The organism is Klebsiella sp. Shm-1, from assembly GCF_040804525.1.
Taxonomy (GTDB): domain Bacteria; phylum Pseudomonadota; class Gammaproteobacteria; order Enterobacterales; family Enterobacteriaceae; genus Klebsiella; species Klebsiella pneumoniae.
The window spans coordinates 600,534-626,527 of record NZ_CP161823.1 but is presented as its reverse complement, the minus strand read 5'-3'; the positions used below and the strand labels follow the sequence as shown (position 1 = coordinate 626,527).

Genomic DNA, 25,994 nt, shown 5'->3' with positions numbered 1-25,994 from the left:
CTCGTCAGCTCAGGAATAAAACGTGCCAATAGTGGCGCAATGAGATTAAATTTTACACAATTCGTCTTTTGCTTTGCATTTATCCCGATTTTCACCGCTTCTGCCGAACTGGCGTAATCCCTGCAATACTTAATCCAGTATCGTGTGATACGTCCGCCCCAGGAGCACATTTTGAACAGGTTACCTTCCAGCGCATCGGCTCTGGCCTGCAGCGCACACGCACTGAATCTCATTGAAAAGCGCACGCTTGATCATGAGGAAATGAAAGCACTTAACCAGGAGGTGAGAGAATACTTTAAAGAGCATGTGAATCCGGGGTTTTTAGAGTATCGAAAATCGGTCACAGCCGGCGGGGATTACGGAGCCGTAGAGTGGCAAGCGGGAGGGTTAAATACGCTTGTCGACACCCAGGGACAGGAGTTTATCGACTGCCTTGGTGGGTTTGGCATCTTCAATGTAGGGCACCGTAATCCAGTTGTGGTATCCGCCGTCGAGAATCAACTCGCGAAACAACCGCTTCACAGTCAGGAGCTGCTGGACCCGCTACGCGCGATGCTGGCGAAAACCCTGGCAGCCTTAACCCCCGGGAAACTAAAGTACAGTTTCTTCTGCAACAGCGGTACCGAATCGGTAGAGGCGGCCATCAAGCTGGCGAAAGCCTATCAGTCGCCGCGCGGTAAATTTACCTTCATCGCCACCAGCGGCGCCTTCCACGGTAAATCGCTGGGCGCGCTGTCGGCCACCGCCAAGTCGACCTTCCGCAAGCCGTTTATGCCGCTGCTGCCGGGCTTCCGCCACGTGCCGTTCGGCGATATCAACGCCATGCGCACCATGCTGAGCGAGTGCAAGAAAACCGGCGACGACGTCGCGGCGGTGATCCTCGAGCCGATTCAGGGCGAAGGGGGCGTGATCCTCCCGCCAACGGGGTATTTGCCGGCGGTGCGTAAACTGTGCGACGAGTTTGGCGCGTTGCTGATCCTCGACGAAGTGCAGACCGGCATGGGCCGCACCGGCAAGATGTTCGCCTGTGAGCATGAGAACGTCCAGCCGGACATTCTGTGTCTGGCGAAAGCGCTCGGCGGCGGTGTGATGCCGATCGGCGCGACGGTGGCGACGGAAGAGGTCTTCTCGGTGCTCTTCGATAACCCGTTCCTGCACACCACCACCTTCGGCGGCAACCCGTTGGCCTGTGCGGCGGCGCTGGCGACGATCAACGTGCTGCTGACGCAAAACCTGCCGGCACAGGCGGCACAGAAAGGCGATATGCTGCTGGACGGTTTCCGCCTGCTGGCGCAGGAGTATCCGGACCTGGTGAATGAAGTGCGCGGGAAAGGCATGCTGATGGCTATCGAGTTTGTTGATAACGAGATTGGCTACGACTTTGCCAGCGAGATGTTCAGACAGCGGGTGCTGGTCGCCGGGACGTTAAACAACGCCAAGACGATCCGCATTGAACCGCCGCTGACCCTCACCCTTGAGCAGTGCGAACAGGTGCTGAAGGCGGCGCGCAAGGCGCTGGCGGCCCTGCGCGTTTCGGTCGAAGAAGCGTAATAAAGTGTCCTTCACCCTCTCCCTCTGAGAGGGTGAAGGATAACCCTCACACCTGCGGTAACAGGCCGATAAAGCTGCGCTTCTGCCGCGGCTGCGACATCATCTCCTCCAGCTTTTCGACGCAGGCTAAATAGTGCGGCGTCTTCTTATGCGCCAGCACCGCCTCATCGTCTTTATAGGCTTCGTAGATAAAAAAGCGGGTTTTCACCTCGGGATCCTGCAGGACATCAAAGCGCAGGTTGCCTGGCTCCCGCAGCGCGCCCTCGTGGTTGGCGCGAAACACCTCGAGAAACTCATCCACCCGCTCGGGTTTAATATTGATCTCCACCAGCGTGACGTTCATTTCAGCTCTCCCTGTTTCTCTTCCTGCCAGAACTGATACGCTTCGCGCGCGTTCAGATTCTCATGCACCACCTTTTTCACCGCCTTCAGCATCGCGCGCGGGGCGCTGGACTGGAAGATATTGCGCCCCATATCCACCCCGGAAGCCCCCTGGTCGATCGCCCGCCAGCACATCTCCAGCGCCTCATGCTCCGGCAGTTTTTTACCGCCGGCGATAACGATCGGCACCGGACAGCTGGCGGTCACTTTTTCAAAGCCTTCCTCAACGAAATAGGTCTTCACAAACTGCGCCCCCATTTCGGCGGCAATCCGGCTGGCCAGCGAGAAGTAGCGCGCATCGCGGGTCATCTCTTTGCCGACGCCGGTAACCGCCAGGACCGGCATACCGTAGCGATTGCCGGCGTCCACCAGTTTGATGATGTTATTGATCGACTGATGTTCGTATTCGCTGCCGATATAGACCTGCGCCGCCACCGCGCATACGTTGAGCCGCAGCGCGTCTTCCATCGCCACCGCCACGCATTCGTTAGAGAGTTCGCTCAAAATCGAATTGCCGCCGGAGGCGCGGAGCACCACCGGCTTATTGGTGGCCGCCGGTACCTGGCTGCGCAGTACGCCGCGGGTGCACATCAGCACGTCGGTGTCGGCAAACAGCGGCGCAATCGACAGGTCGATACGCTCCAGCCCGGTGGTTGGCCCCTGGAAGTAACCGTGATCGAAGGCCAGCATCACCGTGCGGTTGCTGTGCGGATTAAAAATGCGCGCCAGCCGCGACTGCATGCCCCAGTCCAGCGAGCCGCAGCCTTTCAGGGTATACAGCGTATTCTGCTGCGGGCGGTCAATACCGAAGTCCTTCCCCTCTTTGATATCGTCTAAATCTGCCATCTCATCCTCCGTCAGAAGTCGTAGTTGTTGATGTTCTCTTTGCTGAACACCACGCGCTCCGGCAGCAGCACGATACCGTTGCCCTTCGCCTCATACTGGTAGCCCTGCACGCTATTCGGTTCGACCTTCAGCGAGCCGATATCTTTCACCTCAACGCTGTCACCCACGTTAAGATCGCCCTTTTTCAGCAATCGATCGGCGACGTTAACCGCAATTTTGCCCTGCTGAACCACATCCCACAGGCCGAACGCTTTCACCGTGCCGCGCTCAACGTACGGACGCATCACGTTCGGCGTACTAAAGCCGACAATCGCCACGCCCTGACGCTTGAGGTTCTCTGCCGCCTGCGCCGCCGCCGGCAGCGCATTGGCATCCGGCGCGATAATGGCATCGAGATCCGGATAGGCTTTTAAGATCCCCTCGGCGGTTTGTAGCGATTTGGTGGCATCGTTATAGCCGAACTGAGTGGTGACGATTTGCCACTGCGGATGCTCTTTTTCGATTTTGGCTTTGGCTTCCTTCACCCACTGGTTCTGGTCGGTCACCGTCGGGCTGGAGTAGAAAAACGCTACCTTGGCAGTAGGCTTCGTCACCTGCTTTTCCGCCATCTCGACCAGCAGGCCGCCGAGCTGCTGCGGCGTGCCCTGATTGATATAGATGCTGCGGCACTCCGGCCTGGTATCGGAATCCCAGGTCAGGACTTTCACCCCGCGCTGCATCGCCCGCTTCAGCGCCGGACACAGGCCGTCCGGCGAGACAGCGGAAACGATAATCGCGTTGTAGCCCTGGTTGACGAAGTTGTTGATAAGCTGCACCTGGCCGGAGACGCTGGGCTCGGTTGGGCCGTCATAGGTGACATCCACGCCCAGCGCTTTCCCCGCCTCTTTCGCGCCGTTGCCGCCGCTGGTAAAGAAGCCGACGCCGACCAGCTTAGGAATAAAGGCGATGCGGTCCGCCGCCTGCGCGGTAACCACGCTCATCGCCAGCGCCAGCACGATCAGTTTTAATTTCATTTTATGCTCCGATTGTTTTATGCGAGAAAAGACGCCGCCAGGTCGCGCGCACCCATTCACGGTGCAGGCTCAGCGAACGCCCCATCACCACCACAACCAACAGCGCCCCTGACAGCGCGCTCGACACCTGGTTGGGGATGCCGACCATCTGTAAACCCTGTTGCAGATACCCCACCAGCAATGCCGCCAGCGCGGTACCCAGTATCGATCCCGAGCCGCCGTAAATATTGGCCCCGCCGAGCACCGCCGCGGTCAGCGCCGGCATCAGCAGGTCGCGGCCTAAATCCGAACGTGCCGAGCCGAAGTAGGAAACCATCACCAGCGCCGCGACCGCCGAGGCAACGCCAACCAGGCCATACAGCACGTACGGGATGCCGTTCACCGACAGCGCGGCATAGCGCGCGGCGCGCGGGTTTTGCCCGAGTAAAAAGAGGTGGCGGCCAAAGCGCCCGCGATGGGTCAGCAACCAGAAGAAAAAGGTGATAATCGCGAACAGCACCAGCGGCAGCGGCAGTCCGGCGAGGGTTAAATTGGCGAAGGCGGTGAAGCTATCGGGAAAACCGCCAATCCCCTCGTAACCGGTCGCGCCGGCCATCCCGGAAAGCAGCAGCGCGCCGCCGCCGTACAGATACAGCGTACCAAGCGTGATCACCAGCGGGCTGATGCCGGTGTAGTGGATCAGCGCGGCGTTGAATAACCCGCACAGCAGTCCCAAGAGCAACGTCAGCGATACCGCGAGCCACAGCGGCCAGCCCGCCTGGGTCATCACCCCGAGGGCGATGGCGCACAGGCCGATGGTCGAGCCCAGCGAAATATCGATCCCGCCGCTGATGATCACCAGCGTCAGCGGCAGCGCGACGATGCCGATGCAGATAAAGTCGCTGGTGCTAAAGAGCAGCATATTGAGATCCAGCATGCGCGGATTCAGCGCGCCGAACAGCAGGATCTCCACGATCAGCAACGCCAGCAGCGCGCTTTCCCAGTTAAGCTTCAGCTTCATTTAAGCCACCTCTTTGCTTTTGCGTTCAGGAAAGCGGGCAACCTGTTTCCCCCCTTTGTTACCGGGCTGGAAACGGCTGTACTTCAGCGCCCGCTGATGGCGGGCCAGCGCCTGACGCAGACGGCCATCGAGCACCAGCACCCCGAGCAGCACCAGGCCGGCGATAAAGTCGTTCCACCAGGCGGGAAGGCGGAACAGTACCAGTACGGTGTCAATTTGGGTGAGGAAAAAGGCGCCGAGAAACGCGCCAAGCAGCGTGCCGGTACCGCCGAGCAGCGAGATCCCGCCCAGCACGCAGGCGGCGATGGCTTTCATCTCCAGGCCGCTGCCGGTCTGATTAGGCACAAAACCAATCTGCGCGGCGAAGACGATCCCGGCGCAGGCCGCCAGCATACCGTTGAGGGTAAAGGCCAGCATCCGCGTGCGGTTGACCGCCACGCCCAGCTGGCGCGCGGCGGCGAGGTTATCGCCAACGGCGTAAAAATCACGACCAAAGGCGGTGCGCGACAGCAGCCAGCCGCCCGCCAGCAGCAGCGCCAGCACCAGCCAGCCCAGCGGCGACACGCCGATAAACGCGGGCTCCGAGAGCGATTTCAGGCTGTCGGGCAAGCCTTCGATCCATTTCCCGCCGGTCCACAGCAACATTACCCCGCGATACAACCCCAGCGTACCGAGCGTCGCGACGATCGCCGGGATGCGCAGCCCCACGACCAGCAGGCCGTTAAAAGCTCCGGCCAGCGCGCCAATCGCCAGCGCGAAGGCGATGGCCGTCGCCAACCCGTAGCCGTTGTTCAGCGCCACGCCGACGGCGATGGCGCATAGCCCAACGGTGGAGCCTACCGACACGTCAATATTGCGGGTCAGCATCACCAGGGTCGCGCCCAGTGCCAGCAGGCAGAGGATTTGCGAGCTGGAGAAAATCATCGCCAGGGTCTGCAGGCTGAAATAGGCCGGATTGAGCGCCACCAGCACAACAAAGAGCGCCACGATGGCAAAGAAGGCGCTCAGTTCGCGATTCTTGAGTAACGTTTTCATGCCTGCCCTCCAAAGGCCAGGGTCATCATGCGATCGACGGTGACCGCCTGCCGCGCCAGCTCGCCGCTGTAGCGGCCCTGATGCATCACCAGCACCCGGTCGGCCAGGCCGATGAACTCATCCAGATCGGAGGAGATCATCAGCACTGCCACATTTTGCGCGGCGACGCTTTTCAGCAGCTGATAGATATCGGCGCGGGCGGAGACATCCACGCCGCGCGTCGGCTCATCGACAATTAGCAGCAGCGGGTTGGCCTCCAGACAGCGCGCCAGCAGCACCTTCTGCTGGTTACCGCCAGAGAGAGTGCGCACCGGCTGATCGCCATCGGCCAGCTTGATCCCCAGCGCCCGGTGATAGCGCTCAACCACCGCCGCCTCCCGTTTCCCCTGCTGCCACCACGACGGCTGATTGAACATCACCGTGTTCCAGCGCACCGGCGCATCAAGAAACAGCCCCGAGACCTGGCGGTCTTCCGGCAGATAGACCAGCCCGCTGGCCAGCCGGGCGCGGGTGCTGTCATTGCTAATCTCGCGATTCTCCAGCCAGATCCGCCCGGCGCGCGGTGGACGCAGGCCGTATAAGGTTTCGGCAAATTCGGTGCGCCCGGATCCCACCAGCCCGGCGAGGCCGACGATCTCCCCGGCGCGGATCTCCAGATTGAGATCGATAAAGCCTTCTCCGGTAAGCTCCTCCACCCGCAGCACGGGAAAATCCTGCGCCTGGGTGCGGCGGTTGCCCGGCAGCGCCAGCCACAGCTTTTGCGTGTCGCTCAGCGTATGGTCGCGGCTGGCCGGCGTCATAGCGCTAATCAGTTGCTCATCGCGGTAAGTTGCGGTCTCGCCGCTCAGCACTACCGCCCCGTCGCGCATCACCGAAATATGACTGGCAAGCTGGCGGATTTCGGGCAGTTTGTGCGAGATAAACACGATCCCCACGTCCAGCGCCTGTAACGCGCGGATCTGGCTAAACAACCTCTCCGTTTCGCCCGGGGTTAAAGAGGCGGTGGGTTCATCAAGGATCAGGATCCGCGCTTCGCGCATCAGGCCGCGCAGGATCTCGACCATCTGTTGATCGGCTACCTCGAGCGTGCTGGCGCTGGCATCGAGGTTGATCTGGCAGTTCAGCTGCTGCAGTTTTTCCTGCAGTCGCGCGGCGGTATCCGCCCGCTTCGGCAAACGAAAGAGAATGTTCTCGCGCACGCTGAGGTTGGGAAACAGCATCGGCTCCTGCGGCACCAGATAGATGCCCAGCTGGTGGGCCAGCGCCGGGCTGAGGCGCGCAAACGCGCGGTCGCCGATCGTCAGCTCACCGCTATCCGGGGTTTCGACGCCGGCGATGATCTTCATCAGCGTCGATTTACCCGCGCCATTGCCTCCCATCAGGGCATGCACCTGGCCCGCGCATAGCGTAAAGTCGATGCCCTTCAGCACGGCAACGCCGGAGAACTGTTTGCGGATCTGGCGAGCTTCAAGCAGTGGCTTCATCGTCGCGCCTCGTTTGAACAAATGATTTTTAAATTTAATAATGTTCAAAAGCGTAGACGGTGAACTATATTTACAACCGTGCGAAGATCACAGTTTGGCGCTTTAGATCCTCAGGAAAAAATGGGCCAGCGATGAAAGATCCGTTTTGCCAGTCGGCTCACACTTTCCGACCGCGCAATAGCGAACATATGATCTAAATTTTTATAAGAGTTCAATTTATGAGCGAAAAACGCATTACGGAAGAGAACCGCTACGCCGGGCTGGCGTTAGCCGAGGAAGAGCTGGTGGCGCGGGTGGCGTGGTGCTACTACCACGACGGCCTGACGCAAAATGACATCGGCGAGCGTTTGGGGCTGCCGCGGCTGAAGATTTCTCGCCTGCTGGAGAAAGGCCGCCAGTCCGGGGTGATCCGCGTGCAGATCAACTCGCGCTATGAGGGCTGTCTGGCACTGGAAAGTGAACTCCAGCAGCGCTTTGGCCTCAAGATTGCCCGCGTGCTGCCGGCGCTCAACACCCCGCCGATGAATACCCGGCTGGGGATCGGCGCGGCGCAGTCGCTGATGGGCATTCTGCAGCCGGGACAGCTGCTGGCGGTCGGCTTCGGCGAAGCCACCATGAGCTGCCTGCAGCATCTCAGCGGCTTTATCGGCTCGCAGCAGGTGCGGCTGGTGACCCTCTCCGGCGGCGTCGGCCCGTATATGACCGGCATCGGCCAGCTTGATGCCGCCTGCAGCGTCAGCATTATCCCGGCGCCGCTGCGGGTCTCTTCTGCGGAGGTCGCCGAGATCCTGCGCCGCGAGTCGAGCGTGCGCGACGTGATCCTCGCGGCGACGGCGGCGGACGCGGCGGTGGTTGGCATCGGCGCCATCGATCAGCGGCGCGACGCCACCATTTTACGCTCCGGCTATATCAGCGAGGGCGAACAGCTGATGTACGCCCGCAAAGGCGCGGTCGGCGACATTTTAGGTTATTTCCTGCAGGCCGACGGCAGGCCGGTAGAAGGACTGGAGATCCATCGGGAACTGCTCGGCGTGACCCTTGATGAGCTAGCGCAGCTGCCGACCATCGTTGGCGTCGCCGGGGGAGAAGAAAAAGCGCAGGCGATTTATGCCGCTCTGACTGGAAAGCGCATTAATGGCCTGGTAACGGAAGAGACAACAGCACGCGCGGTGCTTACCCTGGCCTCCTGACGGCCTGGCGCCGCGCGACAACAGCGAGGCGCATGTCATGAGTTACCTGTTAGCGTTAGATGCCGGGACCGGCAGCATTCGGGCGGTTATTTTCGATCTTAATGGCCGCCAGCTGGCGGTAGGCCAGGCCGAATGGAAACACCTGAGCGTTGATAACGTCCCCGGCTCGATGGAGTTCGACCTTACCACCAACTGGCAGCTGGCCTGCCAGTGCATTCGCCAGGCGCTCGACGCCGCCCGGCTCTCTGCCGCCGATATTCAGTCCGTCGCCTGCTGTTCGATGCGCGAAGGCATCGTTCTCTATGACCGCAACGGCGAGGCCATCTGGGCCTGCGCCAACGTCGATGCCCGCGCCAGCCGCGAAGTGGCGGAGCTTAAGGAGATCCACGACTATCGCTTCGAATCCGAGGTATACGAGGTCTCGGGACAAACCCTGGCGCTCAGCGCCATGCCGCGCCTGCTGTGGCTGGCGCACCACCGCCCCGATATCTACCGCAAAGCGGCAACCATCACCATGATCAGCGACTGGCTGGCGGCGAAGCTTTCCGGCGAGCTGGCGGTCGACCCGTCAAACGCCGGCACCACCGGCATGCTCGATCTGTTCAGCCGCGACTGGCGTCCGGCGCTGCTGGATATGGCCGGGCTGCGCGCCGATATGCTGTCGCCGGTCAAAGAGACCGGTACCCTGCTGGGCGCCGTCACCGAAGCGGCGGCGCAGCAGAGCGGCCTGCGCGCCGGGACGCCGGTGGTGATGGGCGGCGGCGACGTCCAGCTCGGCTGCCTGGGCCTTGGGGTGGTGCGCGCCGGGCAAACCGCGGTACTCGGCGGCACTTTCTGGCAGCAGGTGGTCAACCTGCCGCAGGTGCGCACCGATCCGCAGATGAATATTCGTGTTAATCCTCATGTCATTCCCGGCATGGCGCAGGCGGAATCGATCAGCTTCTTTACCGGCCTGACCATGCGCTGGTTTCGCGACGCCTTCTGCGCTGAAGAAAAACTAATTGCCGAGCGGCTCGGCGTCGATGCCTATTCGCTGCTGGAGGAGATGGCCAGCCGCGTCCCCGCCGGTTCCCACGGCGTGATGCCTATTTTTTCCGACGCTATGCACTTTAAGCAGTGGTACCACGCCGCGCCGTCGTTTATTAACCTCTCCATCGATCCGGAGAAGTGCAATAAAGCGACCCTGTTCCGCGCGCTGGAAGAGAACGCGGCGATTGTCTCCGCCTGCAACCTCGCGCAGATCTCGCAGTTCTCCGGAGTGACATTCGACAGCCTGGTGTTTGCCGGCGGCGGCTCTAAAGGCGCGCTGTGGAGCCAGATCCTCAGCGACGTCACCGGCCTGCCGGTGCGGGTGCCGGTGGTCCGCGAAGCCACCGCGCTGGGCTGCGCCATCGCCGCCGGAACCGGCGCCGGGCTGTATGACGATATGGCCAGCACCGGAGAGCGGTTAGTGAGCTGGCACCGCGAGTTCACCCCAAATCCGCAGCATCGCGAGCTGTATCAGGAGATGATGAGCAAGTGGCAGACGGTGTACGCCGATCAGCTTGGCCTTGTCGATAGCGGACTGACAACGTCGATGTGGCAGGCGCCGGGTCTGGAACGCCGCCAGCGCGTTGCGTCTTCCCCCTCACCCTAACTACCGGTGCCGCTCCGCCTTTCCCCCCTCTCCCTTTGGGAGAGGGCCGGGGTGTGGGGCAACGCTTCGCCGTTCTTTGAATCCCATCACAATCACCGCACTCCCCTTTTCCCTTTTTCTCCACGATGGCTAAATTAGTAACTCATCCGACCACATAACAATAATTTTACATTGGAAGCCACTATGAGCCGCTATCCGTCGCTTTTCGCCCCGCTTGAGCTGGGCTTCACAACGCTCAAAAACCGCGTGTTGATGGGCTCGATGCACACCGGGCTGGAAGAGCTGCCGGACGGCGCGCAGCGGCTGGCGGCCTTTTACGCCGAACGCGCCCGTCACGGCGTGGCGCTGATCGTCACCGGCGGCATCGCTCCGGCGCCCTCTGGGGTCACCATGGCCGGCGGCGCGGTACTCAACGATGCCAGCCATCTGGCGCACCATCGTCATATTACCGACGCGGTACATCAGGAAGGCGGCAAGATCGCCCTGCAGATCCTGCACACAGGGCGCTACAGCTACCAGCCCGCGCTGGTGGCCCCTTCGGCGCTACAGGCGCCGATCAACCGTTTTACCCCCCATGAACTGAGCCACGATGAGATCCTGACGCTGATCGATGATTTTGCCCACTGCGCCCAGCTGGCGCGCGAAGCGGGCTATGACGGCGTCGAGGTGATGGGCTCTGAGGGCTATCTGATTAACGAATTTCTCGCCGCGCGCACCAACCAGCGCGACGACCAATGGGGCGGCGATTATGCCAGGCGCATGCGTTTCGCCGTAGAGGTGGTTAAGGCGGTGCGCCAGCGCGCCGGCCACGATTTCATTATCATTTACCGTCTGTCGATGCTCGATCTGGTCAACGACGGCAGCACGCTGGCGGAAGTCACTGAACTGGCCAAAGCGATTGAAGCGGCGGGAGCGACCATCATCAACACCGGGATTGGCTGGCACGAAGCGCGCATTCCGACCATCGCCACGCCGGTACCGCGCGGAGCTTTCAGCTGGGTCACCCGCAAGCTGAAGGGCGCGGTGTCGATCCCGTTGATCACCACCAACCGCATTAACGATCCGCAGGTCGCGGAGGATATTCTCGCCCGCGGCGATGCCGATATGGTATCGATGGCCCGCCCGTTCCTTGCCGACGCCGAATTTATATCAAAAGCGCAGGACGATCGCGCCGATCAGATCAACACCTGCATCGGCTGCAATCAGGCGTGTCTCGATCGGATCTTCGTCGGCAAAGTCACCTCCTGTCTGGTCAACCCGCGCGCGTGTCATGAAACCCTGATGCCGGTCCTGCCGGCCAACGCGCCTAAACGGCTGGCGGTGGTCGGCGCCGGGCCTGCCGGTCTGGCCTTCGCCGTAAACGCTGCCGCCCGCGGTCATCACGTCACGTTGTTTGATGCGCTCCCGGAGATCGGCGGTCAGTTTAATATCGCCAAACAGATCCCCGGCAAAGAGGAGTTTCACGAGACGCTGCGTTACTACCGCACCATGCTCGATCATCTTCATGGTGTCGATCTACGCCTGAACACCCGCGTCACGACAGACGATCTGCTGGCGTTCGATGAGACGATCCTCGCCACCGGTATCGCCCCGCGCCTGCCGGCGATCGACGGGATCGATCATCCAAAAGTGCTGAGCTATCTTGATGTCTTGCGCGATAAAGCACCGGTTGGCGCGAAGGTGGCGATTATCGGCTGCGGCGGTATCGGCTTCGACACCGCGATGTTTTTAAGCCAGTCGGGCGTGGCCACCAGCCAGGATATCGGCGAGTTCTGCCGCGAATGGGGTATCGATACCAGCCTGCAAACGGCGGGAGGGCTGAGTGCTGAAGGCCCGCAACTGAGTAAAAGCCCGCGACAGATTGTGATGCTGCAGCGCAAAGCCAGCAAACCGGGCGAAGGGCTCGGCAAAACCACCGGCTGGATCCACCGCGCGACGCTGCTGGCGCGCGGGGTGAAAATGATCCCGGCGGTCAGCTATGAAAAGATCGATGATGAAGGGTTACATGTCACTATCGGCGGCGAGCGCCAACTGCTGGCGGTCGATCAGGTGGTGATCTGCGCCGGTCAGGAGCCGCGCCGCGAGCTGGCGGATCCGCTGCGCGCGGCGGGGAAAACGGTGCATCTCATCGGCGGTTGCGACGTGGCGGCGGAGCTGGATGCGCGTCGGGCGATTGCCCAGGGCACTAAACTGGCGCTGGCGATTTAGCCCTGTCCCGGGGGCGGCGCGATGCGCCTTCCCCGGGCTACCACGATAATCCCGCACGCTAGCCCGGCTAAGGCGACAGCCGCGAGCAGGGGGAAACCGCGACAAGAATCAGCGCTGCTTACGCACCTTGGTTGCTTTCAAAATGACAAACTTATTGTTCGTCGCAATCGTCGTGCAATTACCAAACGCGCGCTTCAGCTTACGGAAGTAATCGAGGTGGCGGTTGCCGACGACGTACAGCTCGCCGCCGTATTTCAGGCTGCGGCGGGCATCGTTAAACATCTGCCAGGCGATATGGTCGGTAATAGCGTGTTGCTGATGGAACGGCGGATTACACAGGATCGCCGTAAAGCGGTCGGGCTCAATGCCGGAGAGCGAGTTGTTGACCATGAATTCACAGCGTGCGATATCGTCCGGCAGATTGCGCTCGACGTTCAACCGGCTGGAAGCCACCGCCATGTGCGACTCATCGGTGAACATCACGCTGGCGTTTGGATTTTGCGCCAGCGCCTGCAGGCCAATCACCCCATTGCCGCAGCCGAGATCGGCGATCTCGCCTTCTAGATCAGACGGTAAATGCTGCAGGAAGAAACGCGCGCCGATATCCAGCCCGCTGCGGGCAAAAACGTTGGCGTGGTTATGGATGGTCCACGGCGTGCCGTCCAGCTTCCAGCTGTAGGTTTGCGGCGCATCGGCAAGCTCAGGAGCGGTGAAAACGCAGTGGATCAAACGCGCTTTTTTCCACGCCAGCGAGGTGGTGGTGGTGCCGAGGATTTTTTCAAACAGCGCCAGCGTCGAGTTGTGCACATCACGGGCTTTCGCCGCGGCGATGATGCGGGTTTCCGGCGTAACTACTTCGCGCAGGGCGCGCAGCTGCTGTTCCAGCAGCGCCAGCTGTTTTGGCACCTTAATCAGCACCAGCGCCGGCGCGGCCGGTAGCGGGCTCAGGCTATCCTGAAAGCGCACGCTCTGTTCATCGATACCGTTCATCCGCAGGTTGTGGCGGGTCGCCAGCTCGGAAATAAAGGAGTCGTTGATACTGACCGGGTTGCGCTCCGCCAGCGCGCAGGCGAGCGCGCCGAAGCCGTCGTTGAAGATGAGCGTCAGGCCGTCGACGTCATTCACCTGTTGCAGCAGATATTCATCCGCCGCTTCCCATGCCTGAAGCGCTTCTTCTTCAGCGTTAGGTGGGAACCGCTTTAATGTGAATAACTCACCGTTTAACTCTGCCTGGCTCATCGCCTCTCCGCCTCCGGAATAGTAAAACCCGCGAGTTTATACGCAAATCCTGTCCAGTTGAAGAGAGATCGCTGATCATCGCCGCTCAGCGTAGATCGCCCTCGTCATCGGCTCGCAGCAGCGTTATCGACGCGCGAGCGCCGGGCATCAGCTGCTGCAGATAACCTACCAGCCGCTCTCCCGCCTCATGCAGGGCCGACAACGGCATCGCCGGCAGGCTTTCGAGAATAAACCACATCGTCTGCGCGCCGCTGTCCAGCCGGGTGCGCACGCCCTGTCGCCAGTTCCAGCGTCGGCAGGTTACGCCTATATCATCCCGCCAGATGACTTCGCCCGGCTCCGGATATTCCACTACCGGCTCTGCCGATTTTAGCGTATCGAATGGCTCATCGCCGCGGGCAATGGCCAGCCGCGGTTCGCCACGGTAGGCGGCCAGATTTTCCCCACCGACCGGGACGGCATAGCGAATGCTGATCGCGTTGTAGATATCCACCACCGGATCGATGGCCGGCAGGCTCCCCTCTTTCAGCACCCGCTTGCGCAGCGCCTGCGCCGAACAGGGGGTACGTTTCGCCTTCGCGCCGAAGGCGCTGAACGCTTCATCCCATGCCGCCAGGTGCGCTTGCGCCCAGGGCACATCATCCTGCTGCACCGCCAGGCAGGCCTCGGCCAGCGCCTGCTCCGCGACGGCGGGATCGGCCACCGGCGCGCTCTCCACCACAATACTTAATGCCCGAAAGCCCGGCGCCAGGCGGCTGACCGCAGATTCGATTGACGGCGTTACGCTACGCATTCGATAATCCTGTAATGACCAATTTGTTTCATCATAGTGACCAATGAACGTAAAAGTCAATATAACGACCGATTCAGGATCTGATGTCGACCAGGTAAGTCGCGCCGTCGCCACGCGGCTGAAGGCCTACCGTAAAGCGAAAAAAATGTCGCTGGACGAGCTGTCGCGCCGGGCCAGCATCAGCAAAGGTATGCTGGTCGAGATGGAAAAAGAGGCCGCCAATCCCAGCATTGCGATCCTCTGCAAACTCGCCGCCGCGCTGGGCGTCTCGGTGGCGGATATTGTCAATGTGGCAAGCGAACCCGCGTTGCATATTATTCCCGCCGAGCAGATCCCCACCCTCTGGCAAGGCCCGCTGGGGGGCAGCGCCAGGCTCCTCGCCGGCACCGCCGGGCCGAATATGATTGAGCTGTGGCGCTGGGAGATGCAGCCCGGCGAAGCCTTTGCCTCGCCCGGCCACCCGGCAACAACCTTCGAGCTGCTGCACGTGGAAGCCGGCGCGCTGACGCTGACGCTTGGCGAGACCTGCCGCACGGTGGCGGCCGGGGAATCGGCGGTGGCCCGCACCGAAATAGAGCACGGTTACCGCAATGAGGGTACCGCGCCGCTGGTCTTTACCATGACCGTGGCTGAACTGCCCTCCTGACAGACATAATGATAAGACGATGACAAAACTCATTTATTTACAGGGCTATCCTGAATCGCTGCTGGCGCAGGTGACCACGTTAATCGAGCAAGGCCGCCTCGGCGAGGTGCTGCAAAAGCGCTATCCGCAAGGGCACGACGTTAACAGCGATAAAGCGCTGTATCAGTACACCCAGGACTTGAAAAACCGCTTTCTGCGCGGCGCGGCGCCGATCAACAAAGTGATGTATGACAGTAAGATCCACGTGCTGAACAATGCGCTCGGCCTGCATACCGCCATTTCCCGCGTGCAGGGCGGTAAGCTGAAAGCTAAAGCGGAAATTCGCGTGGCGACGGTATTTCGCGACGCGCCGGAAGCCTTTCTGCGGATGATCGTGGTTCATGAACTGGCGCATCTGAAAGAGAAGGATCACAACAAGGCTTTTTATCAGCTGTGCTGCCATATGGAGCCGCAGTACCACCAGCTGGAGTTCGACACCCGCCTGTGGCTGACGCACCTTTCGTTAAATCGTTCTGCGTAGTGACGCACTGGTTTTGTCATGACGGCATGATAGAGTGGCGGCAGGTTCCCTTTAACGGAGTTCGTCAACGTTTATGATACGTTTCGCAGTTGTTGGCACAAACTGGATCACCAAGCAGTTTGTCGATGCCGCCCATGAAACCGGCAAATATAAACTTACCGCCATCTACTCCCGCAGCCTCGAACAGGCGCAAGCCTTCGCCAAAGACTATCCGGTCGAGCATCTGTTTACCTCGCTCGATGAACTGGCACAGAGCCCTGACGTTGACGCGGTCTATATTGCCAGCCCGAACTCGCTGCACTTTCCGCAGACCCGGCTGTTCCTAAGCCATAAGAAGCACGTCATTTGCGAAAAGCCGCTGGCGTCGAACCTACAGGAAGTCGAGGCGGCGATAGCGCTGGCGAAAGAAAATAACGTGGTGCTGTTTGAAGCCTTTAAAACCGCCAGTCTGCCTAACTTTCTCCTACTGAAAGAAACGCTCGCTAAAGTGGGCAAACTACGCAAAGCCTTCATCAACTACTGTCAGTACTCCTCGCGCTATCAGCGCTACCTTGACGGCGAAAACCCCAACACCTTTAACCCGGCGTTCTCTAACGGTTCGATTATGGATATCGGCTTCTATTGCCTGGCGTCCGCTGTGGCGCTGTGGGGCGAGCCGCAGGCCGTTCTTGCCACCGCCAGCCTGCTGGACAGCGGCGTAGACGCCCAGGGCACCGTGGTGCTGAGCTATGGCGACTTCGACGTGACGCTGCATCACTCCAAAGTTAGCGATTCCGCGATCCCCAGTGAAATTCAGGGCGAAGACGGCGCGTTAGTGATCGAAAAAATCTCCGAATGTCAGAAGCTGGCGTTTGTGCCGCGCGGCGGTAAAGCCCAGGACCTGACGCAGCCCCAGCACATTAATACCATGCTGTATGAGGCGGAGACCTTTGCGCGCCTGGTGGAGACACAGGATGTGGATCACCCGGGCCTGGCGGTGAGCCGGATCACCGCCAAACTGTCCAGCGAAATTCGTCGCCAGACCGGGGTGATCTTCCCGGCCGATACGCAGCCGCTGGCGTAAAAGAGTGTAAAGGCCCGACCGGCCGCCATTGACGAAAACCGCCCTGTGACATATTTTGTTACGTGCAAAGGGGAGTAACTTCCTTGCCGGTTGATCGTCATTACGATGCGTGCAATACCGCATCCGGTCGCCGGGCAATAACCAAAGCCCATCGCGATGTACTTTGGTTGTTGTAAGTGAGACCTTGCCGGAAGGCGAGGTCTATGCATAAAAGCGCAGCGGCTGCCGTCTTCCGACGTCAGCCGTTTTGTTTTTATGTAAGGAATATCAAATGAATACTGTCGGCACGCCGTTGCTATGGGGTGGATTCGCTGTCGTTGTCGCGATCATGTTGGCAATCGACCTGCTGCTTCAGGGACGACGCGGTTCGCATAGCATGACCATGAAGCAGGCCGCTGGCTGGTCAATCCTCTGGGTCACGCTTTCTCTGCTGTTCAACGCCGCCTTCTGGTGGTATCTGGTGCAAACCCAGGGCCGGGCCGTCGCCGATCCGCAGGCCTTAGCCTTCCTCACCGGTTATCTGATTGAAAAAGCGCTGGCGGTCGATAACGTCTTCGTCTGGTTGATGCTGTTCAGCTATTTCGCCGTACCGCCTGCTCTGCAGCGCCGGGTGTTGGTGTATGGCGTACTGGGCGCGATCGTTCTGCGTACCATTATGATCTTCGCCGGCAGCTGGCTGATTTCGCAGTTCGACTGGCTGCTGTACGTCTTTGGCGCCTTCCTGCTGTTTACCGGCGTGAAGATGGCGCTGGCGAAAGAGGACGACTCCGGCATCGGCGATAAGCCGCTGGTGCGCTGGATCCGCAGCCATCTGCGGATGACCGATAAAATCGAGAGCGAGCGCTTCTTCACCCGTAAAAACGGGGTGCTGTTCGCCACCCCGCTGCTGCTGGTGCTGATTCTGGTGGAACTGAGCGACGTGATTTTCGCCGTCGACAGTATCCCGGCAATCTTCGCGGTCACCACCGATCCGTTTATCGTGCTGACCTCGAACCTGTTCGCCATCCTCGGCCTGCGCGCCATGTACTTCCTGCTGGCGGGGGTCGCTGAGCGCTTCTCGATGCTCAAATACGGTCTGTCGGTGATCCTGGTGTTTATTGGCGTGAAGATGCTGATCGTCGACTTCTACCATATCCCGGTTGCCATCTCGCTGGGCGTGGTGGGCGGCATCCTGGCCGTCACGCTGCTGATTAACGCCTGGGTCAACAGGCAGCACGACAAGCAGCGCAAACTGCCAGAGTAATCTGCTACCGCGCCGTCGGCCCTCGCTGGCGGCGCGGTAATCAGCTATAGCAGACGTTCTCGTAACGAGAATACCTGCTCATGTCACAATTATGTTGCTACGCAGTTAAAAAATAAGATCCATATTAAAATCACAGTATTTTACGCTTCCCGCCAGTCTTTCTTTCCGTATACTCGACTATGCAAACATCTACTTACATCCTGACATAAACGTAAAAAATAATACGTGGCTGGGATGGCTTGCTACATCACTGGAAGGAATGAATTATGACAACACGCACTCCCTCATCAGGGTGGCTCTCCCGCCTGGCGCAAGGCAGCCTGGTGAAACAAATTTTAATCGGCCTGGTGCTTGGCGTACTGTTGGCGCTGGTCTCTAAGCCTGCGGCTATCGCCGTCGGTCTGCTGGGGACCCTGTTCGTCGGCGCGTTAAAAGCGGTAGCGCCGGTGCTGGTATTGATGCTTGTCATGGCCTCGATCGCCAACCATCAGCACGGACAAAAAACCAGTATACGCCCCATTCTGTTTCTCTATCTGCTGGGCACCTTTAGCGCGGCGCTGACCGCGGTGTTGTTCAGTTTTCTCTTTCCCTCGACCCTGCACTTAACCACCGCCGCCGACAGCATCACGCCGCCGTCGGGGATTGTTGAGGTGCTGCGCGGCCTGCTGATGAGCATGGTGTCCAACCCGATCGACGCTCTGCTGAACGCCAACTATATCGGCATTCTGGTGTGGGCGGTGGGGCTTGGTTTCGCCCTGCGTCATGGTAACGACACCACCAAAAACCTGATCAACGACGTCTCCCACGCGGTGACCTTTATCGTTAAAGTGGTGATCCGCTTTGCGCCGCTGGGGATCTTCGGCCTGGTATCTTCCACCCTGGCGACCACCGGTTTCGAGACCCTGTGGGGCTATGCCCAGCTGCTGCTGGTGCTGGTGGGCTGTATGCTGCTGGTAGCGCTGGTGATTAACCCGCTGCTGGTGTTCTGGAAGATCCGCCGCAACCCCTATCCGCTGGTGCTCACCTGCCTGCGCGAAAGCGGCGTTTACGCGTTCTTCACCCGCAGCTCCGCCGCCAACATTCCAGTGAATATGGCGCTGTGCGAGAAGCTGAATCTGGATCGCGATACCTATTCGGTCTCTATTCCACTGGGGGCGACCATCAATATGGCAGGCGCGGCAATCACCATCACCGTGCTGACGCTGGCGGCGGTGCATACGCTGAATATTCCGGTGGATCTGCCGACGGCGCTGCTGCTGAGCGTGGTCGCTTCGCTGTGCGCCTGCGGCGCCTCCGGCGTGGCGGGCGGCTCGCTGCTGCTGATCCCGCTGGCCTGTAATATGTTTGGGATCCCGAACGATGTGGCGATGCAAGTGGTTGCCGTTGGCTTTATTATCGGCGTGCTGCAGGACTCCTGCGAAACCGCGCTGAACTCCTCCACCGACGCCCTGTTTACCGCCGCGGCCTGCATGGCGGAAGACGACCAGCTGGCGAAAAACGCCCTGCGCGGATAACGCTTTTCCCCTCCGCTATCGGGCGGAGGGGCTCTCTTCCTGTACTGCGTTTTCAACCTTAAACGGATCGATACCGCGCTTTTGCATCCGGCGGAAGCGAATGATGTTCAGCCCGTTGACGATCAGGAAACTGCCTTCTATCAGCGTCCCGCCAATGGAACCCAACCACAGATTATGCGTGACCCAGCAGGCGGTGGAGCACCACATCACGCAGCGGACGGTTAGCCCTTTGCAGCGAAACAGCGCCCAGGTGCTGGCGACGGTGCCAATGATCGGCAGCAGCTCCATGGCATGCTGCAGTTTACCTAGGCCGAGAATCAACGTCAGGAGGATAAAGACTGTCATCACCCACAGACTACGGGTGCGTAAGGAAATGACCGTGCGAAGCGCATTGAGCCCGGCGCTCATTCCAGCCGGCCCGGCGCCCATCAGGAAAAAATGAACGCCGATAATAGCGCTATAGACCGCCAGCTGTAGCCTGAAACGGCGTTCATCGCGGTTGATAAAGGTGGTAATGCCGATAAGAAAGGCGATGACGCCGACCCCCTGGGCCAGCCAATACGCGGTCATGTAAGCTCCCTGACTGAAAAAAACAAACGGCGCTTCACTGGCTGAAACGCCGCTGTTACGAGCCCGATGGCGCTACGCTATCAGGCCGATACACAAACCAAGCCTCTGGGCGCCAACGCAAATACGCCTTTACAGGGTAACACCGCTTTTAAAGATGGCCAGCTCGCGGAAGTCATTCTGCTCATTACAGGTCGGTTTACCGTTGGCGAAGGCTACAATGGCATCCACAAACTCTTCCAGCAGCTGCGGCATCGTTTTGCCGTGGAGCAGCTGCCCGGCATCAAAGTCGATCCAGTGCTTTTTCTTCGCCGCCAGCTCGCTGTTGGTGGCGATCTTCACCGTTGGCACAAAGCCGCCGTACGGCGTGCCGCGACCGGTGCTGAACAGCACCATATGGCAGCCGGCGCCGGCCAGCGCGCTGGTGGCGACCGCGTCGTTGCCCGGCGCGCTCAGTAAATTCAGACCATGAACCTTCAGGCGCTCGCCGTAGCGCAGAACATCCACCACCTGGCTGGAGCCCGCTTTCTGAGTACAGCCCAGCGACTTATCTTCGAGGGTAGTGATCCCTCCGGCCTTATTACCCGGCGAGGGGTTTTCGTAAATAGGCTGGTCGTGAGCAATAAAGTACTGCTTAAAGTCATTGACCATGGTCACCAGCTTGTCGAAGGTCGCTTCGTCGCGGCAGTGGCTCATCAGCAACTGTTCAGCGCCGAACATCTCCGGCACTTCGGTCAGCACGGTAGTGCCGCCGTTGGCGATCACATAGTCTGAGAAGCGGCCCAGCATCGGATTAGCGGTAATGCCCGACAGGCCGTCCGATCCCCCGCACTCGAGGCCAAACTTCAGCTCGCTGAGCTTGCCCGGCTGGCGTTTATCCTGACGCATCACTTCATACAGCTGATGCAGATGCTCAACCCCCGCCTCCACTTCATCGTCCTGATGCTGGCAAACCATAAAGTGCACGCGCTGCGGGTCAAACTCGCCCAGCGTCTCGCGAAAGGCCTCCACCTGGTTGTTTTCACAGCCAAGGCCAACCACCAGCACCGCCCCGGCGTTCGGGTGACGAACCATATTTTGCAGCATGGTGCGAGTGTTGATGTGATCGTCCCCAAGCTGCGAGCAGCCATAGGTGTGGCTGAAGAGATGTACCCCATCGATATCCTCAGCGCCATACGTCTCTTTCAGGAAACGGTTCTGCATTTGTCTGGCCATCGCGTTGACGCAGCCGACGGTCGGCAGGATCCACAGCTCATTGCGCACGCCGACGTCACCGTTGGCGCGACGATAAATCTGTACTTCGCGATCCGCAGGCTGTGGCGGTTGGGCAACCAGGTCCGGTTGATAGCGATACGCGTCAAGGTCGCTGAGATTGGTGCGCGTATTGTGCGCATGAACATGCTCGCCCGGCGCGATATCCGCCAGCGCATGGCCAATCGGCAACCCGTACTTAACGACGTTTTCCCCTTTCGCGATAGCGCGCAGTGCAAACTTGTGGCCGCGAACGATATCCTGGCCGAGGGTGACCGAGTCATTATCAATCGTCACCACGCTACCGGCAGCGATATCCGTCAGCGCGACCGCGACGTTATCCTGCGAATGGATTTTGATGTATTGCATATCAACCGACCTCTGGCCTTAGTTCAGTTCAATGGCGAAATAGTCACGCGCATTGTTAAAGCAAATGTTTTTCACCATCTCGCCCAGCAGCGCGATATCCGCAGGCGCTTCGCCGGCAGCCACCCAACGGCCGATCATCTGGCACAGAATGCGGCGGAAGTATTCGTGGCGCGTGTAGGAGAGGAAGCTGCGACTGTCGGTCAACATCCCGACGAAGCGGCTCAGCAGCCCGAGCTGCGCCAGCTGGGTCATCTGCCGCTCCATACCGTCTTTCTGATCGTTGAACCACCAGCCGGAGCCGAACTGCATCTTGCCTGGCATGCCTTCACCCTGGAAGTTACCGATCATGGTGCCCAGCACTTCGTTATCACGCGGGTTCAGGCAGTAGAGAATCGTTTTCGGCAGCAGGTTTTCTTCGTTCTGCTTGCTCAGCAGCTTAGACAGCTCTTCCGCCATCGGACGATCGTTGATCGAGTCGAAGCCGACGTCTGGCCCTAACAGTTTGAACTGACGGAGGTTGTTGTTACGCAGCGCGCCAATGTGGTACTGCTGGACCCAGCCGCGACGGGCATACTCTGCGCCGAGGAATACCAGCACCGCGGTTTTGAACTGCGCCACTTCGTGTTCGCTAAGGGTCTCGCCAGCCAGGCGGCGCGCCAGAATGTCATCCAGCTCGGCGTCGGTCGCTTCGGCAAACAGCACCACGTCCAGCGCATGATCGGAGACTTTGCAGCCGTGTGCGGCAAAATGATCCAGACGTTTGGTCAGGGCGCTTTGCAGGTCAGCGAAGCGGCGAATATCGGTATCGGATACCTCGACCAGCTTAGCCATATAATCATTGAAGGTCGCCAACTCGATGTTGAACGCTTTATCCGGGCGCCAGCTCGGCAGCACTTTGATGTCAAAGGAGTTGTCTTTGGCGACAGCCGCGTGGTGCTCAAGAGAATCAATCGGATCGTCGGTGGTACCGACCATCTTCACATTCATCTGCTTCATGATTCCGCGGGCGGAGAAGGCATCCTGAGCCAGCAAATCATTACACTGGTCCCAGATCTCATCGGCGGTGGATGGCGACAACAGCTTACCTGTAATACCAAAAGGTCGACGGAGCTCTAAATGGGTCCAGTGGTATAACGGGTTGCCAATAGTGTGCGGAACCGTGGCCGCCCAGGCGTCAAATTTCTCGCGATCGGACGCATCACCGGTACACAGACGCTCCGGCACGCCGTTAGTGCGCATTGCGCGCCATTTATAGTGATCGCCTTTCAGCCAGATGTCATACAGGTTTTTAAAGCGATAGTTTTCGGCAACCTGCTGCGGCGGAAGGTGGCAGTGGTAGTCGAAAATCGGCTGATCTTTGGCGTAATCATGGTACAGACGGCGGGCAAACTCGGTATCAAGTAGAAAATCTTCAGTCATAAACGATGTCATTCGCGTGTCCTCTTCGCTCCAGTGCGGGAGCCTTTCAGATGATTGACTACAATGCTGACAAAGTTATCACACCAATTTCTACAGACCGAACTGTTTTTCGTGAGTTAGATCAATAAACGTCGATAAAAAAATGACCGCCCTGGAGCAAAACACCTCGCCAGAGCGCGCCATCTCTGGCTTTCCAGGCAAGGGATAAAGACCACACTAACTTTCCCACTTTTGTGACAGCTCTCAACTTTTAAAGTTGTATGACAAGTTATCTTTCTGCCGTCGCAACATATAAACCGACGGAATGCATTACCGGTGCTTATGGCATCGGCTTATACGGAATGGATACCGACTTTCAACATAACAACTGATGGTAAGGTTCAGGCCAGAGGGGACTACCCTCCTGAATCCTCCGTTTCGCTTTCCCGGCCGCTTATTGCGCTCGGTAAAGGCCGCACCTGATGCGGAAAGATAACAGACGATGAGGTTTACATGCGTAAAATTAAAGGGTTACGTTGGTACATGATCGCGCTGGTGACGCTGGGCACCGTGCTGGGCTACCTGACCCGTAACACCGTAGCGGCGGCCGCGCCGACGCTGATGGAAGAGTTACACATTTCGACCCAACAGTACTCCTATATCATTGCAGCCTATTCCGCTGCCTATACCGTTATGCAGCCCGTCGCGGGGTATGTCCTTGATATTCTGGGGACCAAAATTGGCTATGCCTTCTTCGCCATCGCCTGGGCGGTATTCTGCGGCTCAACGGCTCTGGCCGGCAGCTGGGGTGGACTGGCGCTGGCCCGTGGCGCAGTCGGCGCAGCGGAGGCCGCAATGATCCCCGCCGGCCTGAAGGCCAGCTCAGAGTGGTTCCCGGCAAAAGAGCGCTCTATCGCGGTGGGCTACTTCAACGTGGGTTCCTCTATTGGCGCCATGATCGCGCCGCCGTTGGTGGTGTGGGCGATTGTCATGCACAGCTGGCAGATGGCGTTCATCATCTCCGGGGTATTGAGCTTCGCCTGGGCTATCGCCTGGCTTATCTTCTACAAACACCCGCGCGACCAGAAAAAATTATCTGACGAAGAACGTGACTACATCATTGGCGGTCAGGAGTCTCAGCATCAGACCAATAACGCGAAGAAAATGTCGCCGTGGCAAATCCTGCGCAACCGTCAGTTCTGGGGTATCGCCCTGCCGCGCTTCCTCGCCGAGCCGGCCTGGGGGACCTTTAACGCCTGGATCCCGCTGTTCATGTTCAAAGTTTACGGTTTTAACCTGAAAGAGATCGCCATGTTCGCCTGGATGCCGATGCTGTTCGCCGACCTCGGCTGTATCGTCGGCGGATATCTGCCGCCGCTGTTCCAGCGCTGGTTTGGCGTCAACCTGATCGTGTCGCGTAAAATGGTGGTCACCATGGGCGCCCTGCTGATGATTGGCCCGGGGATGATCGGCCTGTTCACCAGCCCGTACGTGGCGATTGCCCTGCTGTGCATCGGCGGGTTCGCTCACCAGGCGCTGTCCGGGGCGCTGATTACCCTCTCTTCCGACGTCTTTGGCCGTAACGAAGTCGCTACCGCTAACGGTCTGACCGGGATGGCCGCCTGGCTGGCGAGCACCATGTTCGCCCTGGTCGTCGGCGCGCTGGCGGATACCATCGGCTTTAGCCCGCTGTTTGCGGTACTGGCCGTCTTTGACCTGCTGGGCGCGCTGGTTATCTGGACGGTGCTGAAAAACAAACCGGCTGACGATGACTCGACGCCGCTTAGCAGCCGCAAACCGGTCACGCAGAGTTAGATCGAATGGCAAGGTAATCGCCGATCAAGCCGCCTTCTCAGGCGGCTTTTTCATGCCTGCCAGTGGTGGAAAGCGCGTAAAAGTGGTATAACAAATCGAATATTGTCGCCATCTTCCGGGAGCGAATATGGAAATCATTGAACCACGCCGTCTATATCAGCAGCTTGCCGCTGAGCTGAAGACGCGCATCGAACAAGGTGTCTACCTTGTAGGGGATAAGCTGCCCGCCGAGCGCTTCATCGCCGATGAAAAAAACGTCAGCCGCACCGTGGTTCGTGAAGCCATTATCATGCTGGAAGTGGAAGGGTATGTCGAAGTCCGCAAAGGGTCGGGTATCCACGTTATCTCCAACCATCCGAAATACCAGCAGGTGGCCGATGAAAGCCTTGAGTTCGCCAACTATGGCCCCTTTGAACTGCTGCAGGCGCGGCAGCTAATTGAAAGCAATATTGCCGAATTCGCGGCGACTCAGGTGACCAAACAGGACATCATGAAGCTGATGGAGATTCAGGAGAAAGCGCGTAACGAGAAATGTTTCCGCGACTCCGAGTGGGACCTGCAGTTTCACGTCCAGGTGGCGCTGGCGACGCAGAACAGCGCGCTGGCGGCGATCGTGGAAAAGATGTGGACCCAGCGCGTGCATAACCCCTACTGGAAAAAGCTGCATGAGCATATCGACCTGCGTACGGTCGATAACTGGTGCGACGACCACGATCAAATCCTGAAAGCTCTGCTGCGAAAAGATCCCAACGCCGCCAAGCTGGCGATGTGGCAGCATCTGGAAAATACCAAGCAAATGTTGTTCAACGAAACCAGCGATGACTTTGAATTTAATGCCGATCGCTACTTATTTGCCGAAAACCCAGTCGTTCATCTCGATACCGCAGTCAACGGCGCGAAATAAGGCCTTATCCCTCCGGCGCGCCCCCCTGCGCGCCTGTCTGACAGTGAGGCTGGAGTAAGCAAGTCATATATAGTGTCAGCCTGTGTAAATCCTCTCGCCTCCCATCTCCGCAATCAGCAAAATCAACGAGCAACACGTTGCAATTTCTCTGACGGAAAGTCAGGTGATTTGTTACAATTAGATGCATTTTGTCGTTCTGGGGGTAGGTATTTACTTACTTCAGTCTTATACAGGGAAGCGTTCAGAGCGCCTAAGCAGCGACCATAATCTCATAAAAATCTTGTCGCCCTATATGCCGCGCGCTCAGACGTGCCGTTAACCGATGTAC

General features: G+C 59.2%; 22 protein-coding genes. 11 read left to right on the top strand and 11 right to left on the bottom strand.

Annotation, left to right across the window (positions count from 1 at the left end; all coding sequences use genetic code 11):
- Positions 1 to 171 precede the first annotated feature (171 nt).
- Positions 172 to 1,551: a putrescine aminotransferase gene (ygjG, locus tag AB1E37_RS03080; RefSeq protein WP_004174227.1), complete on the top strand. Its 1,380-nt coding sequence runs from the start codon at positions 172 to 174 to the stop codon at positions 1,549 to 1,551.
- A 46-nt stretch (positions 1,552 to 1,597) separates the two neighbouring features.
- On the opposite strand, the gene lsrG is transcribed toward ygjG, so the two are convergent.
- Genes lsrG through lsrA form a run of 6 tightly spaced genes read right to left on the bottom strand, consistent with a single transcriptional unit; the run spans position 1,598 to position 7,310 of the window.
- Positions 1,598 to 1,894 (bottom strand): (4S)-4-hydroxy-5-phosphonooxypentane-2,3-dione isomerase, encoded by a 297-nt coding sequence (gene lsrG, locus AB1E37_RS03075; protein WP_004181386.1) that lies wholly within the window; start codon positions 1,892 to 1,894, stop codon positions 1,598 to 1,600.
- Entirely contained in the window at positions 1,891 to 2,778 is an 888-nt protein-coding gene (gene lsrF, locus AB1E37_RS03070; RefSeq protein ID WP_002917724.1) for a 3-hydroxy-5-phosphonooxypentane-2,4-dione thiolase, read from the bottom strand. The genes lsrG and lsrF overlap by 4 nt, the downstream gene beginning before the upstream one ends.
- Before the next feature lie 11 nt (positions 2,779 to 2,789).
- Positions 2,790 to 3,791 carry an autoinducer 2 ABC transporter substrate-binding protein LsrB gene (gene lsrB / locus AB1E37_RS03065; protein WP_002917725.1) on the bottom strand — a complete coding sequence of 334 codons (1,002 nt, stop codon included), beginning with the start codon at positions 3,789 to 3,791 and terminating at the stop codon, positions 2,790 to 2,792.
- A gap of 1 nt (position 3,792) precedes the next feature.
- On the bottom strand, positions 3,793 to 4,791 hold the full coding sequence (gene lsrD, locus AB1E37_RS03060) for an autoinducer 2 ABC transporter permease LsrD (protein WP_002917727.1): 999 nt from the start codon (positions 4,789 to 4,791) through the stop codon (positions 3,793 to 3,795).
- On the bottom strand, positions 4,792 to 5,826 hold the full coding sequence (gene lsrC / locus AB1E37_RS03055) for an autoinducer 2 ABC transporter permease LsrC (RefSeq protein WP_004181392.1): 1,035 nt from the start codon (positions 5,824 to 5,826) through the stop codon (positions 4,792 to 4,794).
- Positions 5,823 to 7,310 carry an autoinducer 2 ABC transporter ATP-binding protein LsrA gene (gene lsrA, locus AB1E37_RS03050; protein ID WP_004900802.1) on the bottom strand — a complete coding sequence of 496 codons (1,488 nt, stop codon included), beginning with the start codon at positions 7,308 to 7,310 and terminating at the stop codon, positions 5,823 to 5,825. The genes lsrC and lsrA overlap by 4 nt, the downstream gene beginning before the upstream one ends.
- Before the next feature lie 218 nt (positions 7,311 to 7,528).
- Between lsrA and lsrR the strand changes: the two genes are divergently transcribed.
- From lsrR to AB1E37_RS03035, 3 genes are all read left to right on the top strand, one after another.
- Positions 7,529 to 8,500 (top strand): transcriptional regulator LsrR, encoded by a 972-nt coding sequence (gene lsrR / locus AB1E37_RS03045; protein WP_004900805.1) that lies wholly within the window; start codon positions 7,529 to 7,531, stop codon positions 8,498 to 8,500.
- Positions 8,501 to 8,537: 37 nt separating this feature from the next.
- Positions 8,538 to 10,136, top strand: coding sequence for an autoinducer-2 kinase (lsrK, locus tag AB1E37_RS03040; RefSeq protein WP_004149900.1), 1,599 nt, complete (start codon positions 8,538 to 8,540; stop codon positions 10,134 to 10,136).
- 183 nt (positions 10,137 to 10,319) lie between these two features.
- Positions 10,320 to 12,344 (top strand): NADPH-dependent 2,4-dienoyl-CoA reductase, encoded by a 2,025-nt coding sequence (locus AB1E37_RS03035; RefSeq protein WP_023313675.1) that lies wholly within the window; start codon positions 10,320 to 10,322, stop codon positions 12,342 to 12,344.
- Between the two features lie 108 nt (positions 12,345 to 12,452).
- Here AB1E37_RS03035 and rlmG read toward each other — a convergent pair whose 3' ends face one another.
- Positions 12,453 to 13,583, bottom strand: coding sequence for a 23S rRNA (guanine(1835)-N(2))-methyltransferase RlmG (rlmG, locus tag AB1E37_RS03030; protein WP_004900811.1), 1,131 nt, complete (start codon positions 13,581 to 13,583; stop codon positions 12,453 to 12,455).
- Between the two features lie 85 nt (positions 13,584 to 13,668).
- Positions 13,669 to 14,376 (bottom strand): B3/4 domain-containing protein, encoded by a 708-nt coding sequence (locus AB1E37_RS03025; protein WP_002917889.1) that lies wholly within the window; start codon positions 14,374 to 14,376, stop codon positions 13,669 to 13,671.
- Between the two features lie 43 nt (positions 14,377 to 14,419).
- On the opposite strand from AB1E37_RS03025, the gene AB1E37_RS03020 reads away from it, so the two are divergent.
- The 5 genes from AB1E37_RS03020 to sstT all read left to right on the top strand — a co-directional run bounded on the left by AB1E37_RS03020 (position 14,420) and on the right by sstT (position 19,362).
- Entirely contained in the window at positions 14,420 to 15,022 is a 603-nt protein-coding gene (locus AB1E37_RS03020; protein ID WP_004144842.1) for an XRE family transcriptional regulator, read from the top strand.
- Positions 15,023 to 15,041: 19 nt separating this feature from the next.
- Positions 15,042 to 15,542 carry a M48 family metallopeptidase gene (locus tag AB1E37_RS03015; protein WP_004144843.1) on the top strand — a complete coding sequence of 167 codons (501 nt, stop codon included), beginning with the start codon at positions 15,042 to 15,044 and terminating at the stop codon, positions 15,540 to 15,542.
- A 73-nt stretch (positions 15,543 to 15,615) separates the two neighbouring features.
- Entirely contained in the window at positions 15,616 to 16,605 is a 990-nt protein-coding gene (locus tag AB1E37_RS03010) for a Gfo/Idh/MocA family protein (protein WP_004181399.1), read from the top strand.
- A 271-nt stretch (positions 16,606 to 16,876) separates the two neighbouring features.
- Entirely contained in the window at positions 16,877 to 17,848 is a 972-nt protein-coding gene (locus AB1E37_RS03005; protein ID WP_004144845.1) for a TerC family protein, read from the top strand.
- Between the two features lie 266 nt (positions 17,849 to 18,114).
- Positions 18,115 to 19,362, top strand: a complete 1,248-nt coding sequence (gene sstT / locus AB1E37_RS03000; protein ID WP_002917895.1) for a serine/threonine transporter SstT — start codon at positions 18,115 to 18,117, stop codon at positions 19,360 to 19,362.
- Positions 19,363 to 19,377: 15 nt separating this feature from the next.
- Here the strand turns inward: sstT and AB1E37_RS02995 are convergent, their stop codons facing one another.
- The 3 genes from AB1E37_RS02995 to uxaC all read right to left on the bottom strand — a co-directional run bounded on the left by AB1E37_RS02995 (position 19,378) and on the right by uxaC (position 22,980).
- On the bottom strand, positions 19,378 to 19,932 hold the full coding sequence (locus AB1E37_RS02995; RefSeq protein ID WP_002917897.1) for a YgjV family protein: 555 nt from the start codon (positions 19,930 to 19,932) through the stop codon (positions 19,378 to 19,380).
- A gap of 129 nt (positions 19,933 to 20,061) precedes the next feature.
- Entirely contained in the window at positions 20,062 to 21,549 is a 1,488-nt protein-coding gene (locus AB1E37_RS02990; protein ID WP_002917898.1) for a UxaA family hydrolase, read from the bottom strand.
- Positions 21,550 to 21,567: 18 nt separating this feature from the next.
- Positions 21,568 to 22,980 carry a glucuronate isomerase gene (uxaC, locus tag AB1E37_RS02985; protein ID WP_032448131.1) on the bottom strand — a complete coding sequence of 471 codons (1,413 nt, stop codon included), beginning with the start codon at positions 22,978 to 22,980 and terminating at the stop codon, positions 21,568 to 21,570.
- A 480-nt stretch (positions 22,981 to 23,460) separates the two neighbouring features.
- Between uxaC and AB1E37_RS02980 the strand changes: the two genes are divergently transcribed.
- Complete coding sequence (locus AB1E37_RS02980; RefSeq protein WP_002917905.1) at positions 23,461 to 24,762, top strand: MFS transporter; 1,302 nt, start codon at positions 23,461 to 23,463, stop codon at positions 24,760 to 24,762.
- 127 nt (positions 24,763 to 24,889) lie between these two features.
- Positions 24,890 to 25,666, top strand: coding sequence for a transcriptional regulator ExuR (exuR, locus tag AB1E37_RS02975; RefSeq protein WP_002917907.1), 777 nt, complete (start codon positions 24,890 to 24,892; stop codon positions 25,664 to 25,666).
- The last annotated feature ends 328 nt before the right edge of the window (positions 25,667 to 25,994 follow it).

Bases quoted from the DNA above. Each gene is read 5' to 3' on its own strand.
- rlmG (WP_004900811.1), bottom strand. From the start codon at position 13,583: ATGAGCCAGGCAGAGTTAAACGGTGAGTTATTCACATTAAAGCGGTTC.
- AB1E37_RS03035 (WP_023313675.1), top strand. From the start codon at position 10,320: ATGAGCCGCTATCCGTCGCTTTTCGCCCCGCTTGAGCTGGGCTTCACA.
- AB1E37_RS03025 (WP_002917889.1), bottom strand. From the start codon at position 14,376: ATGCGTAGCGTAACGCCGTCAATCGAATCTGCGGTCAGCCGCCTGGCG.
- lsrR (WP_004900805.1), top strand. From the start codon at position 7,529: ATGAGCGAAAAACGCATTACGGAAGAGAACCGCTACGCCGGGCTGGCG.
- lsrA (WP_004900802.1), bottom strand. From the start codon at position 7,310: ATGAAGCCACTGCTTGAAGCTCGCCAGATCCGCAAACAGTTCTCCGGC.
- AB1E37_RS02995 (WP_002917897.1), bottom strand. From the start codon at position 19,932: ATGACCGCGTATTGGCTGGCCCAGGGGGTCGGCGTCATCGCCTTTCTT.
- AB1E37_RS02990 (WP_002917898.1), bottom strand. From the start codon at position 21,549: ATGCAATACATCAAAATCCATTCGCAGGATAACGTCGCGGTCGCGCTG.
- AB1E37_RS02980 (WP_002917905.1), top strand. From the start codon at position 23,461: ATGCGTAAAATTAAAGGGTTACGTTGGTACATGATCGCGCTGGTGACG.
- AB1E37_RS03015 (WP_004144843.1), top strand. From the start codon at position 15,042: ATGACAAAACTCATTTATTTACAGGGCTATCCTGAATCGCTGCTGGCG.
- AB1E37_RS03020 (WP_004144842.1), top strand. From the start codon at position 14,420: ATGAACGTAAAAGTCAATATAACGACCGATTCAGGATCTGATGTCGAC.
- uxaC (WP_032448131.1), bottom strand. From the start codon at position 22,980: ATGACATCGTTTATGACTGAAGATTTTCTACTTGATACCGAGTTTGCC.
- lsrG (WP_004181386.1), bottom strand. From the start codon at position 1,894: ATGAACGTCACGCTGGTGGAGATCAATATTAAACCCGAGCGGGTGGAT.
- lsrF (WP_002917724.1), bottom strand. From the start codon at position 2,778: ATGGCAGATTTAGACGATATCAAAGAGGGGAAGGACTTCGGTATTGAC.
- exuR (WP_002917907.1), top strand. From the start codon at position 24,890: ATGGAAATCATTGAACCACGCCGTCTATATCAGCAGCTTGCCGCTGAG.
- lsrB (WP_002917725.1), bottom strand. From the start codon at position 3,791: ATGAAATTAAAACTGATCGTGCTGGCGCTGGCGATGAGCGTGGTTACC.
- lsrD (WP_002917727.1), bottom strand. From the start codon at position 4,791: ATGAAGCTGAAGCTTAACTGGGAAAGCGCGCTGCTGGCGTTGCTGATC.
- lsrC (WP_004181392.1), bottom strand. From the start codon at position 5,826: ATGAAAACGTTACTCAAGAATCGCGAACTGAGCGCCTTCTTTGCCATC.
- AB1E37_RS03010 (WP_004181399.1), top strand. From the start codon at position 15,616: ATGATACGTTTCGCAGTTGTTGGCACAAACTGGATCACCAAGCAGTTT.
- AB1E37_RS03005 (WP_004144845.1), top strand. From the start codon at position 16,877: ATGAATACTGTCGGCACGCCGTTGCTATGGGGTGGATTCGCTGTCGTT.
- lsrK (WP_004149900.1), top strand. From the start codon at position 8,538: ATGAGTTACCTGTTAGCGTTAGATGCCGGGACCGGCAGCATTCGGGCG.
- sstT (WP_002917895.1), top strand. From the start codon at position 18,115: ATGACAACACGCACTCCCTCATCAGGGTGGCTCTCCCGCCTGGCGCAA.